At 71.5% G+C, this 15144-nt stretch carries 15 protein-coding genes; 11 read left to right on the top strand and 4 right to left on the bottom strand.

Annotation, left to right across the window (positions count from 1 at the left end):
• Positions 1–86: 86 nt before the first annotated feature.
• Positions 87–464 (bottom strand): hypothetical protein, encoded by a 378-nt coding sequence (locus BM286_RS07555; RefSeq protein WP_092920955.1) that lies wholly within the window; start codon positions 462–464, stop codon positions 87–89.
• 120 nt (positions 465–584) lie between these two features.
• Between BM286_RS07555 and BM286_RS07550 the strand changes: the two genes are divergently transcribed.
• The 8 genes from BM286_RS07550 to BM286_RS07515 all read left to right on the top strand — a co-directional run bounded on the left by BM286_RS07550 (position 585) and on the right by BM286_RS07515 (position 7957).
• Positions 585–1703 (top strand): PAS domain-containing sensor histidine kinase, encoded by a 1119-nt coding sequence (locus BM286_RS07550; RefSeq protein ID WP_092920954.1) that lies wholly within the window; start codon positions 585–587, stop codon positions 1701–1703.
• 81 nt (positions 1704–1784) lie between these two features.
• The gene (locus BM286_RS07545; protein ID WP_092920953.1) at positions 1785–2834 is read left to right on the top strand and encodes an MBL fold metallo-hydrolase; all 1050 of its coding nucleotides are present in this window, start codon (positions 1785–1787) and stop codon (positions 2832–2834) included.
• Between the two features lie 76 nt (positions 2835–2910).
• A complete protein-coding gene (locus BM286_RS07540) occupies positions 2911–3861 on the top strand; it encodes a DUF4129 domain-containing protein (RefSeq protein ID WP_092920952.1) in 951 nt (316 codons plus the stop codon).
• 52 nt (positions 3862–3913) lie between these two features.
• Positions 3914–4468: a DUF7269 family protein gene (locus tag BM286_RS07535; protein ID WP_092920951.1), complete on the top strand. Its 555-nt coding sequence runs from the start codon at positions 3914–3916 to the stop codon at positions 4466–4468.
• Positions 4465–5925, top strand: a complete 1461-nt coding sequence (locus BM286_RS07530) for a DUF58 domain-containing protein (protein ID WP_092920950.1) — start codon at positions 4465–4467, stop codon at positions 5923–5925. The genes BM286_RS07535 and BM286_RS07530 overlap by 4 nt, the downstream gene beginning before the upstream one ends.
• Complete coding sequence (locus BM286_RS07525) at positions 5865–6485, top strand: DUF7519 family protein (protein ID WP_092920949.1); 621 nt, start codon at positions 5865–5867, stop codon at positions 6483–6485. The genes BM286_RS07530 and BM286_RS07525 overlap by 61 nt, the downstream gene beginning before the upstream one ends.
• Positions 6486–6571: 86 nt before the next feature.
• A complete protein-coding gene (locus BM286_RS07520; RefSeq protein ID WP_092920948.1) occupies positions 6572–7267 on the top strand; it encodes a phosphoribosyltransferase in 696 nt (231 codons plus the stop codon).
• 12 nt (positions 7268–7279) lie between these two features.
• The gene (locus BM286_RS07515; protein WP_092920947.1) at positions 7280–7957 is read left to right on the top strand and encodes an HD domain-containing protein; all 678 of its coding nucleotides are present in this window, start codon (positions 7280–7282) and stop codon (positions 7955–7957) included.
• Positions 7958–7959: 2 nt separating this feature from the next.
• On the opposite strand, the gene BM286_RS07510 is transcribed toward BM286_RS07515, so the two are convergent.
• Positions 7960–8769, bottom strand: a complete 810-nt coding sequence (locus tag BM286_RS07510) for a nucleoside phosphorylase (protein WP_092920946.1) — start codon at positions 8767–8769, stop codon at positions 7960–7962.
• 113 nt (positions 8770–8882) lie between these two features.
• Positions 8883–9617 (bottom strand): helix-turn-helix domain-containing protein, encoded by a 735-nt coding sequence (locus tag BM286_RS07505; protein WP_092920945.1) that lies wholly within the window; start codon positions 9615–9617, stop codon positions 8883–8885.
• Between the two features lie 87 nt (positions 9618–9704).
• Between BM286_RS07505 and BM286_RS07500 the strand changes: the two genes are divergently transcribed.
• The 3 genes from BM286_RS07500 (at position 9705) to BM286_RS07490 (ending at position 13655) form a co-directional block, all read left to right on the top strand.
• On the top strand, positions 9705–10817 hold the full coding sequence (locus BM286_RS07500) for an MBL fold metallo-hydrolase (RefSeq protein WP_092920944.1): 1113 nt from the start codon (positions 9705–9707) through the stop codon (positions 10815–10817).
• Positions 10818–10819: 2 nt separating this feature from the next.
• Positions 10820–12109 carry an MFS transporter gene (locus tag BM286_RS07495; protein WP_092920943.1) on the top strand — a complete coding sequence of 430 codons (1290 nt, stop codon included), beginning with the start codon at positions 10820–10822 and terminating at the stop codon, positions 12107–12109.
• Positions 12110–12260: 151 nt separating this feature from the next.
• Positions 12261–13655 carry an FAD-dependent oxidoreductase gene (locus BM286_RS07490; protein ID WP_092920942.1) on the top strand — a complete coding sequence of 465 codons (1395 nt, stop codon included), beginning with the start codon at positions 12261–12263 and terminating at the stop codon, positions 13653–13655.
• A 57-nt stretch (positions 13656–13712) separates the two neighbouring features.
• Here BM286_RS07490 and BM286_RS07485 read toward each other — a convergent pair whose 3' ends face one another.
• Complete coding sequence (locus BM286_RS07485) at positions 13713–15137, bottom strand: HD domain-containing protein (RefSeq protein WP_092920941.1); 1425 nt, start codon at positions 15135–15137, stop codon at positions 13713–13715.
• Positions 15138–15144: the final 7 nt, after the last annotated feature.

Below are 15144 nucleotides of genomic sequence, written 5' to 3'. Positions count from 1 at the left end.
CTTTTCCCGACTGAGGCTTTGGCGGTGTTCGCCGCCGATCCGCAACCGACAATTTATAACAGATCGACTCGCGCTCCCGCGACCAGTTATAGGAAAATCGTCACCGCGGCGAAGACGACCACCGTCCCCGCAACGCCGACTCCCACCGCCTTCGCGTTGAGCCGGACCGCCTTCTTGCGGTCCGCGGCGAGCGCCTCCTCGTTTTGGATCTCGTTCGCCCCGTCGCCCACGTCGAAGACGCCCATGCCGGCGAAGCCGATACAGAAGCGCTCGCGGTACTGTAACGCCCCCATCGCGGCGCCGTACAGCGGGAGCACGGAGGCGATCAGCGCCCACCGCGGCCACGCGAGCGCGACGACCGCCGCGACGTAGGCCGCGGCCGCCACCAGCGACCCGACGCCGAGGAGGAGCCGCCGTCGCTGTTGGGTCGGTCCGATGTTACACACGCCCGGTTGATACTCCATACCACCGGAACGGGCGGGAGAAGCAAAGCCTCAACGGATCGGGGTCGAGGCGGACGGGAAGCGGGGACGGCCGCAACGATGGTTTATTACCGGCCGGCCTGAAGTCCGAGGCGAACACAGATGGGGGACCGCGACGAGGGTCGGCAGGCGCGGGACCTGCGCCGGTACGAGACGATCCTGGAGTCGCTCGACGACGCCGTCTACGCGATTCGATCCGACGGGACGATCGTCTACGTCAACGAGCGGTACGCGGAGATGAAAGGCGTCGACCGCGAGGAACTCCTCGGAACGGACATCTACGACTGGGTGAGCGAGGAGACCGCGGAGCGGGCGCGCCGGGAGCGCGCGGCGATGCGCGAGGAGGGCCGCGACGCCGGCGTGATCGAGTACGAGTTCGAGACCGAACACGGCGACTCGTTCCCCGCGGAGATGCGGTTCGGCCGGACCGACCGAACCGGCCAAACCGACCGAACCGGCCAAACCGACCGCACCGGCCGGACCGACCGCACCGGCCAAACCGACCGCACCGGCCGGGCCGACCTCGACGATCGAGATGAGCTCGGCCGGGTGGGCGTCATCCGGGACATCACCGAGCGGAAGCGCCGAGAGCGGGAGTTGGAGCGGCAGAACGAGCGGCTCGACGAGTTCGCGAGCATCGTCTCGCACGACCTCCGGAACCCGCTGGACGTGGCGCGGGGGCACCTCGACCTCGCCCGCGAGGAGGGCGACGCCGAACACCTCGACGCGGTCGCGCGGGCCCACGACCGCATGGCGACGCTCATCGACGACCTCCTGACGCTGGCGCGCGAGGGCGTCGACGTCGAGTCGCTCGAACCGGTCGACCTCGGCGCGGTCACCGAGGAGTGCTGGACGGGCGTCGACACCGCGGACGCGGCCCTGCGCGCGGAGGCGACGACGGCGGTCCGCGCCGACCGGAGCCGGCTCAAACAGCTGCTCGAGAACCTCCTGCGGAACGCCGTCTCGCACGGGGGCTCGGCGGTCACCGTCACCGTCGGTGACCTCGAGGACGGGTTCTACGTCGCGGACGACGGCCCGGGGATTCCCGAGGACGAACGCGAGGAGGTCCTCGAAGCCGGCCACACGACGGACCCGGACGGGACGGGATTCGGCCTCGCCATCGTCGAACGCGTCGCCGAGGCGCACGGGTGGGACGTGAGCGTCACCGCGGGATCCGACGGCGGGGCGCGCTTCGAGTTCACCGGCGTCCACGTCGAGTGATCGGCGGCGAGGCGGCGGCCACCGATGCGACTCGCGCGCCGCGGTGGAAACCGTGAAATGGCCGGCGGGCGAGGGGTCCGTGTGAAACGGATCCAGCTCGGCAACACCGTCTTCGAGGGCGCGAACGACGTCTACCTCCTCGACGGCGAGGCGACCGCGCTCGTCGACACCGGCGTCGCGCTCCCGGCGGTACGCGAGGAGTTGGTCGACGGTCTCGCGGAGCACGGGCTCTCGTTCCGCGATGTCGACGCGATCGCGCTCACCCACTGGCACCCGGACCACGCGGGGCTCGCCGGCGAGATTCAGGCCGCGGGCGGCGCCGAGGTGTACGTCCACGAGGCCGACGCGGCACTCGTCGACGGGACCGAGACGCCGCTGTTCGCCGACCGCGACCTCCAGCGCGAGACGTTCGAGCGGTGGGGGATGCCCGACGCCGACCGGGAGCGCCTGAGCGGCTTCTTCGACGCGGTCAGCGCGGACCTCTCGGGGCGACCGGCGGACGTGACGACGGTTTCCGACGGCGACGCGATCAGGGCCGGCGGCGTCGGGCTCGAGGTCCTCCACCTCCCCGGCCACACCGCGGGGCTCTCCGGGTTCGCGTTCGACCCGCGAACGGTGCCGGGCCACGACCCCGTGGCGGGGGACGACGCGACGGAGGAGGCCTTCACCGGCGACGCGCTCCTCCCGAAGTACACCCCGAACGTCGGCGGCGCGGACGTGCGCGTCGAGGGGGCGCTCGCCGCCTACGCCGAGAGCCTCGCGCGGATCGTCGCCCGCGACTTCGACGCCGCCCACCCCGGCCACCGCCGACGGATCGACGACCCGAGCCGACGCGCGGCGGCGATCCTCGACCACCACCGCCACCGGACCCGCCGGGTGATCGAGGTCCTCGACGGGTCGGGGCCCGCGACCGCGTGGGAGGTCTCCGCCGCGCTGTTCGGCTCGCTGGAGGAGATCCACGTCCTCCACGGCCCCGGGGAGGCGTTCTCGCACCTCGACCACCTCGCGGCCGCCGGCGTCGTCGAGCGCGACGGGACCGCGTACCGCCTCGTCGACCCCGACCCCGACGTCGGCGCGCTGTTCCCGACCACGCCGCTCGACGACCTCGTGGACGGAAGCGAGGGCGCGTAGCGGGCGCCCCGACCGAGCGCGCGGGCAGCCCGCCGCTCGCCGAAAGCTATTCGTGGCGGCCGGCGTATTCGGGGACGTGAAGCGGGACGCCCTCGTCGCGGTCGTCGTCGCCCTCCTCGCCCTCGTCGCGCTCGGCGTCGCGGCAGCGACGCTGAACACCGCCGTCGACACCGGTAGCGGCGGGTTCGGCGGAGGCGCCGGGGACGCCCCGAGCGTCGGAGAGGGGAGCGGGACCCCCGGGATCCTCACCTCGTCGGGCGAGGCGGGTACGGTGTCGGTCTCGGGGATCTGCCTCCCGTTCCTCAGGGAGCCACCGGCCGTCGCGGCGCTCGTCTTCGGGGTGCTACTGATCGCCGCCGTGACGTACCGCGACACCGCGTCGCCGTTCGTGAGCGTTACCGTTGCCGGCGTGATGGGCACGCCGGTCGCCTTCCTCTTTTGGGTGCTGTCGACGTGCGGTTCGGGCGCGGGAGCCGTCTCGGCCGCGCTCGGCCTCGGCGGGAACGGAACCGGGCTGTTGCCGGCCGGCGCCGTCGGCGGTAGCGGACTCGGCAGCGGGGAGGGCGCGGCGTCGGCACCGCAGATCCTGTTCGCGGTCGTCATCGCCGTCGCGGTCGTCGCGAGCGTCGCCGCCCTCCTCCTCGCCGGCGGCGACGACGAAGGGACCGGGGGCGACGGGAGCGGCCGGCCCGATCCACCGGCCGAGGAGCCGCCGGACCTCGACGCGATCGGGCGGACGGCCGGCGAGGCCGCGGACCGGATCGAGTCGTCTGAGGCGGACAACGAGGTGTACCGCGCGTGGCGCGACATGACCGACGCGCTCGACGTCGACCGCCCGGCCTCGTCGACGCCGGCTGAGTTCGCGACCGCCGCGGTCGACGCCGGGGTCGATGAGGCGCCGGTGACCGCGCTCACCGAGGTGTTCGAGCGCGTGCGGTACGGCGGCGAGGACGCGACGGACGACCGCGAGCGCCGCGCCGTCGAGGCGCTGCGCGAGATCGAAGAACGGCACGGGGGGGAGTCGTGAGCCGCAGTCGGGTCGCCGCCGCGGGCGCCGCGTCCGACGGGGGTGACCGGTAGTGCGCCCCCTCGCCGTCGCGGGGGTGCTGGCGGTCGCCGTCGGCCTGCTCGCGGCGCTCGACCGCGGCGTGGCGTCGGCGATCTCCCCCACGTCGACCGTCGTCACGCTGATCGGCGTCCTCGGCGTGGTTCAGGGCATTCGGTACGCGAACGCGCGCCGAGAGCGACGGCGGGTCCCGGCGGATCCCGGAGACCCGGAGCGCCGCGCGCCGGCCGCGGTGCCCGGCGCGGCCCTCGACGAGCGAATCGCTCGGGCCGCCAGCCCGGCGCCCGGCGGCTATCGGGACCGCCGGGACCTCCGCGACCGGATCCGAGAGGTCTCGATCACCGCCGTCGCCCGCGACCGCAACTGCTCTCGGGAGGCGGCGGCGGCGGCCGTCGACGACGGGACGTGGACCGACGACGGCGCCGCCGCCGCCTTCTTCGACACGCGGACCGCGTACCCGCTGCGCGTCCGCCTGTCCGCCGGGGTCCGGGGGCGGTCGAACTACTGGTACGGGCTCCGGGCCGTGATCGACGAGATCGAACGGATCGAGTCGCGGGGTGACGCGTGAGCGATCCGCGGGGAGCGGCCGTCGCGTCCGATTCGGACGCGTCGGATCGAAACGGGGAGAGCGACCCGAGCGCGGACGACGCGACCGGACGGGAGAGCGACGCGACCGGACGGGAGAGCGACGCGGACGCGACGGAGTCCGTTGACGCGGCCGCGGCGGAGTCCGCCGGCGCCCCGACCGATCGGGAGTCTCGACGGGAGATCGAGACGGATCGCTGGCTGGGGATCGCGGGCGCGGCGCTGGCGCTCGTCGGCCTCGGCGTGCTCGTTCGGCAGTCGTCGCTGGTGCTCGCGGGCGCCGTCGGCGTCGGCTACGCCGTCTACGCCCGGGCCGGCGACGCGCCGACGCCGACGCTGGCGGTGACGCGGTCGGTGAGCGACGAGACGCCGGCGCCGGGCGACGAGGTGCGCGTCACCGTCCGCGCGGAGAACGTCGGAGAGGGTGCGCTCCCGGACCTCCGGCTCGTCGACGGCGTCCCGCCGGGGCTGGCGGTCGTCGACGGGCCGGCCCGAGTCGGGACCGCGTTGCGGCCGGGAACGGCGGTGACGTTCGAATACATCGTGCGCGCCGCCCGCGGCGATCACGAGTGGGAAGCGATGACCGCGATCACGCGCGACGCGGCCGGTGCGCGCGAGCGCACGACGGCCTTCGACGCGCCGACGGCGATCGCCTGTACCCCGGAGCTGTCCGCCGGCGGGGACCTCCCGCTTCGCGGGCTGACGACCGTCCACCACGGGAGGGTGCCGACCGACGTGGGCGGGGCCGGCGTCGAGTTCCACGCGACCCGGGAGTACCGCCGGGGCGACCCGCTCAAGCGGATCGACTGGAACCGGCGGGCGCGGACGGGGGAGCTGTCGACCGTCGAACTGCGCGAGGAGCGCGCCGCCACCGTCGTGCTGCTCGTCGACGCCCGCGAGTCCGCGTACGCCGCCGCCGATCCCGACGCCGAGACGGCGGTAGAGGCGAGCGTCTCGGCCGCCGGACAGGCGTTCTCCGCGCTGCTCGACGGCGGCGACCGAGTCGGGATCGCGGCGCTGTCGCCGCTGGACTGCTGGCTCCCGCCGGGGAGCGGAACCGTCCACGCGGCCCGCGGGCGCGAGACGCTGGCCACCGACCCGGCGCTGGCCCCGACCCCGAGCGACGAGCGGTTCTACCGGTCGCTGTGGCTCCGGCGGTTCCGGCGGCGGATCCCCGCCGACGCGCAGGTGCTGTTCTTCACCCCGCTCGTCGACGACACCGCGGCGTCGCTCGCCCGTCGGATCGACGCGCACGGTCACCTCGTGACGGTGCTCTCGCCGGATCCGACGACGACCGAGACCGCCGGCCAGCGGCTGACGACCTTCGAGCGCCGCCAGCGGTTACGGGCGCTTCGGTCGGCGGGGATCCGCGCGCTGGAGTGGGGCGACGACTCCTTCCCGGTGGCGGTCGCGGCCGCGACGAGGCGGTGGTCGCGATGAGCGACGCGGTTCGAGACGGGGAACGCGGAGCGAGCGGAGAGAGCCGCGACGACGCCGGCGCCGACTCCCACGAGATCGACGCGCGGCCGCCGACGGTCGCGATCGCCGCGAGCCTCGCGGCGGCGGGGGTCGCGGCGACCGCAGCGTCGGTCGCGAGCCCGACCGGCGGCGCGCTGCTCGGCGTCGCCGCGCTCGGGTTCCTCGGGGGCTCGCTCCGGGGATCGGCCCGAGTCCTGACGTGGGGCGCGGCCGTCGGCGTGGTCGGACTCGCGCTCGCGGGGTACCGGGGCGCTCCCCCCGAGGCGCTGCTCGTCGCCGCCGTCGGCCTCGCGGTCGCGTGGGACATCGCCGACCACGGCGTCGGCCTCGGAGAGCAGGTCGGTCGGGGCGCCCGAGCGCGGCGGAACGTCGCGGTCCACGCGGGGTCGGGCCTGCTCGTCGGCGCGCTCGCGGCCGGCCTCGTCTACGGGGTGACGCTCGCGGTCGGCGGCGGCCAGCCGGTGGCCGCGCTCGCGCTGCTCCTGGCGGGCGGCATCGCGCTGATCTCGGCGCTGCGGTGACGGCGGGCGAACTCGCGGGGCGCTCGCGGCCGCGCGCGCCGGCGGAGCTAAACCCTTATCAGCGCGCGGCCGGCAGGTACGCTCGTATGAGCGACCTCCCGGACGACTTCGACTGTACGCTCACCAACTGGGAGTACATCTACGGGCTCTGCCGCAACGTCTCCGACGCGGTGAAGCGGGCCGACTTCGAGCCGGACGTGGTCGTCGCCCTGGCCCGCGGCGGCTGGTTCGCGGGGCGGTGCGTCTGCGACTTCCTCGGGCTCAACGACCTCACCAGCCTCAAGATGGAACACTACGTGGGGACCGCCGAGAAGAGCGGCGAGCCACAGATCCGCTACCCGATGCCCGAGGGGAGCGTGGAGGGGAAGGACGTACTCATCATCGACGACATCGCCGACACCGGCGGCTCGATCCGCCGCGCCGAGGAGTACGTCGAGGAGCGGGACGCCGCAGAGATCCGCACCGCGACGCTCCAGCTGCTCGGCACTTCGGAGTTCCAGCCCGACTTCGTGGGCGAGCGCCTCGAACAGTGGACGTGGGTCGTCTACCCGTGGAACTTCCTCGAAGACATGGTCGACCTCACCGAGGGCGCGATGGAGCGCGCCGACGAGTCGGCGTTTTCGCGGGAGGACCTGCGGCACTACTTAGAGGAGTTCCACGGCATCGGGCGGATCGAGATGGAGGTCGCCCAGCCCGACCGCCTCGACGAGGTCATCGACGAGATGGTTCGCCGGGACGTGGCCGAGCCCGTCGGCGACGAGAGCTGGGCGCTCGCCGAGTAGCGGACCGGAGCGATGGCCGGAGAATCGGACGACGACGCCGGTAACGACGACCGCGACGCGGACGCCGACGACGGCCACGACGACGCCCTCGACGCCGTGCTCGCCGCGTACGATCTGAAGGACGAGCGGCGCACGGGCTGGCAGCTCCGCGGGGTCGACTCCCCCGAGTCCGTCGCCGCCCACTCGTGGGGGGTCGCGTACCTCGTGTTGGCGCTCGGCGACCGGTTCCGCGGTGACCTCCCGAACGTCGACCTCGACCGCACCCTGCGGCTCGCGGTCGTCCACGACGCCGCGGAGGCCGAGACCGGCGACGTGGCGACTCGGGCCGATTCGACCGCCGACGCGGTCGATCGCGAGGCGAAGGAAGCCACGGAGCGCGAGGCGATGGCGGACCTCGCCGGCCCGCTCCCGGAGCGCGTGCGGGACGCGTGGGAGGCGTACGAGGCCCGCGAGTCGCCGGAGGCGGTCCTCGTCAAGGAGTGCGACCTGCTCGACACCTGCCTCCAGACAGTTATCTACGAACGAGGCGACCGGTACGACCTGGAGAGGGGCGAGCCCGACGCGTTCCGCGAGTACGACGACCTCGACGAGTTCTTCGCGACGACCGAGCCGCGGCTCCGGACCGAGGCCGGGAGGGAACTGTTCGCGACGGTTCGCGAGCGGTACCGGGCCGCGCGGGACGGGGAGTGAGTTCAATTCGACGCGCGCCACGCCGCCGCGGCCGCCTCGATCGCTTCCAACGCGTCGCGGGTGCCGTCCGCGTCCCCCTTCTCGAAGTCCTCCTCGGTCTGCCCCATCTGGTTGGTCACGTGCGCGAAGCAGACGACCGGCCGGTCCCGGACGTCCGCGAACGCGTACAGCGCCGCCGCCTCCATCTCGACCGCGAGGATCCCCTCGGACCGGGCGCGTTCGATCGCGGTCTCCGTCTCGCGGAAGGGCGCGTCGGTCGTCCACGTCGCACCCGTGTACACCGGGCGCGACACCGACTCGCACGCGTCTTCGACCGAGGCGCGGAGGTCGTCGTCGAGGCGGGCGTAGCGACCCGCCGAACGGTAGTGGTGGCTCGTCCCCTCGTCGCGGAGCGCGCGCTCGATGAGCACGAAGTAGGGCGGGTCGTCTTTCGGCACGATCCGTCCCGAGGAGGTCACGCTGACGAGGAACTCGCAGCCGGCGGCGAACAGCTGCTCCGCGACGAGGACGGCGAACGACGCCCCGACGGCGCAGCCCACGATCCCGAAGCCCTCGCCGTCTCGTTCGAACCGGTAGAGCTCGGTGTGGTAGCCGGGCCACGTCTCGTCTTTCCGCGCCGCGCCCGTGGCCGCCAACTGGCGGACGATGTCCCCGTCCGGGTCGAGGACGCAGACGTCCGGGACCGAGCGCTCCGGGAGGTCCTTCTGCCGTCGGGCGTTCTTCAGGAGGGCATCCGGATCGAAGACGGACGGCTCGTCGAACGCCTTCGCCTCGAAGAGCGGCGACGCGTCCGAGTCGGACGGGTCGGTCATATGAGTCGTGTTCGCCGAACCGACGAAAGGGGGTTACGGTCGCTCGACGACTCCGTGCCCTCGAACGGAAGCGGTTCCGTCGGCGCCCGAGGGTCCCGCTTCCCGTCGCCGAACTAATCCGCGGCCCGTTCGGCCCGACGGGTCTCTTCGACCTCCAGCGGGTCGCCCGTCGACGTCGCGGTGACCAGTCGCAGGTACTGTCCCGCGCTCGTGAGCAGCTTGTTCTCCGCCTTCCGGAGGTGTTCCTCGTACGTCGAGCGGGCGACCGCCGTCTGGTCGGCGAGCTCGCGCAGCGAGGTCTGGCGCGGCTGGGTGTAGTAGCCGCGCTCTAAGGCCAACTGGAGCGCCGCCAGCTGTCGGTCGGTGAGGTCCTCGAACAGCTGGTTCGCCGGCGCCAGCATGCTGTGCGGGATCTGGGTCTCCGAGATCTCGGTCTTCGAGAGCAGCTCGATCTCCCTGTCGGCGCGCAGGTCGCCGAGCAGCGCTCGGATGTCGGCGCCGTCGAACGCGACGACCGTGTAATGCTCCCAGCCCTGCCGGTAGATGGTCGGCGACTGATACAGGCAGTTGTGCTTCTCGAAGCGATCGATAACGGACTCCTCGAGCGAGCAGAGACAGGACTGCGTGACGACGTGGTACCCGTCGTCGTCCGCGGACTCGTGGAGGACGGTTCCGATCTGATCTATCTCGTCGAGCAGCGCGTCCGTCGGCGTCGTCTCCGCGGTGATCTCGAGCACCTGACAGTCGCTCAGCGGCCACTCGCGGATGGTGAGATCCGGATGTCGCTCGGAGATCTCCCGGTACGGACACTCGTGTTTCACTCGGATCGAGGCCTCGTACAGGCTCATACGGAATTTTGGAACTAACACGCATTAACGGTGCCGGTCATGTCCGGCAGTGACCGTATCCCCTTCTCCCCGCTATACCGGTGTACGATGCAGGAGCTATCGCCGGACGCGCTCAGCGAACAGCTGCGAAACGACGACGAGGGGCCGCTCGTCCTCGACGTCCGTCACGAGGCGGAGTTCGAGGAGTGGCACATCCCGGGCAGCGTCAACGTCGACGTGTACGACGAACTGACCGAGGACCCCGACAGCGCCAAGCCGGCCCTCTCCGATCTCCCCGATGACGCGGAGATCGTGACCGTCTGCGCCGCGGGCGTCGTCTCACAGACGGCGACGGAGGTCCTCCGCGAGCTGGGCTACGACGCCGTGACGCTCGCGGACGGAATGAACGGCTGGAGCCGCGTCCACCGGCACGCGGAGGTCCCGGTCGACCTCGACGGGACGCTCGTCCAGGTCGCGCGTCCGGGGAAGGGATGCCTCTCGCACGTCCTCGTCTCGGCGGGTGAGGCCGCCGTCTTCGACCCGTCGCACTACCTCGACGAGTACGAGGCGATCCTCGACGAGCACGACGCCGATCTGGTCGGCGTCTTCGACACGCACGCCCACGCCGACCACGTCTCCGGCGCGGCGGAACTCGCCGACCGCTACGGCGTCTCCTACTACCTCCATCCGAAGGACGCGCTCGCCCTCGACGCGGCGCCGATCGAGGACGGGCAGACCGTGGCTGTCGGCAGGCTCGACGTCGAGGTCGTTCACACGCCCGGACACAGCGAGGGGAGCGTCTCGTTCGACGTCGGCGGCGCGGCGCTGCTCACCGGCGACACCCTCTTCCACGAGAGCGTCGGTCGCGTCGAACTCGGCGTCGAGGCCGGGATCGAGGACGCCGACGTCGAGGGGAACGCCGCGACGCTGTACGAGAGCCTCCGGCGGCTGCTGGACCGGCCGGACGACGCGGTCGTGCTCCCGGCGCACGACCCCGGCTCGCCCGAGCCGCCGGTGACCGCGACGCTCGGTGAGGTCGAGCGCCGGAACGCGGACCTCCGCCGCGACCGCGAGGCGTTCGTCGAGGAGCTCGCGTCGGACGTCCCGGACCACCCCCCGAACTTCGAGCGCGTCAAGCGCACGAACGTGGGACAGGAGTCGGTTCCGGCGGACGAGCTGGCCGAGCTGGAGCTGGGGCCGAACAACTGCGCGGCCGAGTGACGATGAGCACGGCAACCGACATCAAACAGGGGATCCGCGAACACCGCTGGCAGTTCTCGCTCCACGTCCTGCTGGTGTTCGCCACCGGCCTGACCATCGGGTCCGAGCGCACCGTCGTCCCCGCGCTGGGGGAGGACGTACTCGGCGTCGAGTCGTTCCTCGTGATCGGCTCGTTCGTCGTCTCCTTCGGGATCGTGAAGTCGATCCTCAACCTCTACGCCGGGAAGTGGGGAGAGGAGTACGGCCGCAGACCAGTGCTCATCGCCGGGTGGGTCACGGCGCTCCCGCTGCCGGTCATCCTCATCTTCGCCCCGAGCTGGGGCTGGATCACCGTCGGGAACGTCCTGCTGGGGATCAACCAGGCGCTGACGTGGAGCATGGCGATCAACGCCAAGATCGACCTCGCGAGCCCCGACCAGCGCGGCCTCGCGGTCGGCATCGACGAGTCGTTCGGCTACACCGGCGTGGCTGTCGGCGCCTGGGTGACGGGCGTCATCGCCAGCCGGTGGGGCCTCCGGCCGGAGCCGTTCTACTTCCTCGCTGTCGTCGTGGTCCTGGCGTTCCTCGTCTCGGTGTTCCTGATCAGAGAGACCGTCCAGTACGCGCAGGTCGAGGGGGGTGACGACGACCGCGACGCGAACCTCCCGTTCAACGAGGTCCTGAAGCGGGCGACCTACGGCGACCGGACGCTGTTCGCGGCGGCGCAGGCGGGCCACGTCGAGAACTTCGTCGACACGCTGTTCTGGATCGCCGTCCCGCTGTACCTGCTGAACCAGGGGCTCGACATCGCGGCGGTCGGGGCCGTGGTCGGCGTCCACAGCGCGATGTACTTCCTCCAGATCGGCACCGGCGGCCTCGCGGACCGGATCGGCCGGCGACCGCCGGTCATCGCCGGGATGTTCCTGGCCGGCGCGGGCGTCCTCGGAATTGTCCTCGTCGAGGGATACCTCGCGTGGGCCGCGCTGGCCGGCGTCTCCGGGTTCGGGATGGCGCTTTTATACCCGAACCTGATGACCGTCCCGAGCGACGCGGCCCACCCGACCTGGCGGTCGGCCGGAATGGGGGTCTACCGAATGTGGCGCGACTCGGGCTACGCCGTCGGCGCGATCCTGATCGGGCTCGCGATGGAGTTCGTCAACGCCGAGGCGGCGTTCTACCTGACCGCCGTCCTGATGTTCCTCTCCGGCGCGATCGTGGTCGTCTGGATGGAGGAGACCCACCCCGAGTTCGGGACCCACGAGCCGCCCGCTCCAGCGCCGGAGCCGCCGACCGAACCGGCCGCAGGGGACTAGCCGGCGGTGGACGGTGGCGTGACCGAGAGTGGGTTCGACGATCGTCGTTCCCACAATCGACGTTCGTAGGCCCTCTACCCCTCGATTTCGCGCGAGGATGGTAAAAGGGTTAACGGGGGAGGTCCTCTCACGAGGTGAGCTTTCACCACGCATGTCTGACACCGATCTCGTAATCATCGGCGGGGGGATAAGCGGGGCGTCGCTTCTGTACACGGTCGCGAAGTTCACCGATGTCGACGACGTCACGCTGATCGAGAAGGAACGGGAGATCGCCGCGATCAACTCACACCGGACGAACAACTCCCAGACGCTCCACTTCGGGGACATCGAGACGAACTACACCCTGGAGAAGGCGGAGGAGGTCAAGGAGGGCGCCGAGCTGCTCGCGGGCTACCTCGAGGGGTCGGACCCCGACCGCGAGATGCACAGCAAGCGGAGCAAGATGGTCCTCGGCGTCGGCGACGAGGAGGTCGCCAAGTTAGAGGAGCGCTACCGCGAGAACGGGTTCGGCGACCTGTTCCCGAAGCTGCGCGAGATCGGCCGCGAGGAGATCGCCGAGCTGGAGCCGAAGGTCGTCGAGGGGCGCGACCCCGACACGGATCTGAAGGCGCTCCAGACGCCCGACGGCTACGTGGTCGACTACGGCGCGGTCGCCCAGTCTTTCGTCGACGCCGCCCGCGCCGAGGAGGGCGTCTCCGTCCACCTCGGGACGACGGTGACGAACGTCGACGACCGGGGCGACGGGTTCGTCGTCGAGACCGACGACGGCGAGTTCGACGCCGAGGCGGTCGTCGTCGCGGCCGGGTCGCACAGCCTCCAGTTCGCCAAGGAGATGGGGTACGGCGAGGGGATGTCGCTGTTGCCGGTGGCGGGGAGCTTCTTCCTCGCGGACGACCTGCTGAACGGGAAGGTGTACACGCTCCAGATGAAGAAGCTCCCGTTCGCGGCGGTCCACGGCGACGCCGACGTCCACGACGGGAGCGTCACCCGGTTCGGGCCGACCGCGAAGCTCGTGCCCGCGCTCGAACGCGGCCACCTCTCGACGGTGAGCGACTTCGTCGACGTGTTCGGGTTCAACCCGGACTCCGTGCTGAGCTACGTCAACATCCTCTCTGACCGCATCCTCTTCCCGTACGTCGTGCGCAACCTCGTGTACGACCTCCCGGTGGTCGGCAAGCGCGCCTTCCTGCCGGACGTCCAGAAGGTCGTGCCGAGCGTCGACGTCGACGACATCGACCGCGCGAAGGGGTACGGCGGCGTGCGGCCCCAGATCGTCGACACCGAGAACAAGGAGCTGGACATGGGCGAGGCGAAGATCGTCGAGGACGGAATCCTGTTCAACATCACGCCCTCGCCCGGCGCGTCGACCGCACTGAAGAACGCGATGCGGGACGTCGACACCGTCCTCGGCTTCTTCGAGGACGAGTACGAGTTCGACGAGGCCGCCTTCCGCGACGCGACTATCGAGAACTTCCCGCGGCCCGACGGGGAGGGTGACGCCACCGCCGACGCGGACGACCGCGTCCCCGCCGAGACCGACGACTGATCCGTCCGGGGACCGGCCGGTCCTTCGCCGCCATCCGTCCGAGTAACGAACACGGCTCTAGGCGCGCGCTTCCTCCGTGACCTCTCGCACGAACGCCTCCCTGAGCACGCGGATCGCCCGCCGCTTCGTCCCGTCGGGAACGAACACGAAGGGGATCGGCACGTCGAACGCGCGGTCGCCGTACAGCCCCCAGTCGGCGACCGACCGCGTCGTCCCGCCGTACGCGATGGGGATGTCCTCCAGCTCGTCGGGGTCGTAGGCAGGGACGTACGAGCGGTCGATCCACACCTCGTGGACCGGCACGTCGAGGGCGTCGGCGAGGAGTCGCTCCAGGCGGTCGTCGCCGGCGGTGAGCCAGTCGGTGAACGCGTCGAGCGGGTCGCCGTCCACCGGGAGGTCGTCGTCGAGGTCGCCGCCGACTCGGTCGGCGAGCGCGATCCGGTGTTTCCAGCAGGTGGCGGGGAAGCGCCGCCCGCGGAAGCGGTCGTACATCGACGCGAGCGTCGAGTCGGGGTTCTCGCGGGCGGCGACCCGGAGCCGTTCGAGCACCGCGTTGTCGTCGAGCTCGCGGTCTAGGATGCCGTCGACCGTGACGGGACTCTCCCCGGTCTCGGCGGCGTACTCCCCCAGCAGCGCCTGGAGGAGCCGGTTCGCGTACACCGACTTGTGGTGCTGGGTGACCCACATGTATAACGCGATCCGCCCTTCGAGGTAGTTGCCGATGGTCGACAGCGCCTTCTCCGAGAGCGCGAGACCCTCCTCGGGGTGGGCGGTGTACGCGTCGACCATGCGCTCGACGTCGAAGCTCAACACGCCCGCGCCCGTCATCTCGTTGTCGCGGGTGATGTAGTCGAGTCGGTCCACGTCGATGGGGGAGTGGAGCAGCTGCGCGCCGACGCCGTACTGCCACGGCTCGCCGCGCTCGTACGCGAGGCTGTAGCCGAGCACGTACGCGCACACCTCGAAGGGGTCGACGTCGAACGCGCGGAGGGCGTCGCCGTACTCCTCGACGATGATCACGCAGCCGAGCAGCTCGTGCGGGTTCGCCGAGCGGAGCGGGGCGCCGCCGACGCCGGCCGCGTCGAAAGCGTCGACCAGGCCGGTCTCCGCGACGCGCTCCCGAAGGGCCCCCTCGTCGAGGAACCCCTCGGAGAGGTGCGAGAAGGGCGGGTGGCCCACGTCGTGGAGCAGGCAGGCGCACTCCAGCGTGCGCTGTATCTCCTCGAGTTCGTCGACCGCGGCGTCCCGGGTGAAGTACGACTGTCGGCGGAGGTTCTCGAAGACGGTCCGCCCGAGGTGGTAGACGCCGAGCGAGTGCTCGAACCGGGTGTGGTTGGCGCCCGGGTAGACGAGGTGGGTCGCAGAGAGCTGTCGGACGTACCGCAGCCGCTGGAACGGCCGCGTGTCGACGACGCCCTCGACGAGCGCGTCCGGCAGCTGGATGTAGCCGTGGACGGAGTCTTTGATCTGGGTCGTGGGCATCGATTGT

The sequence above is a fragment of the Halorubrum sodomense genome (genome assembly GCF_900111935.1).
GTDB classification, from domain to species: Archaea; Halobacteriota; Halobacteria; order Halobacteriales; family Haloferacaceae; genus Halorubrum; species Halorubrum sodomense.
The sequence above is the reverse complement of the archived record's forward strand: the minus strand, read 5'-3'. Positions and strand labels throughout refer to the sequence as shown.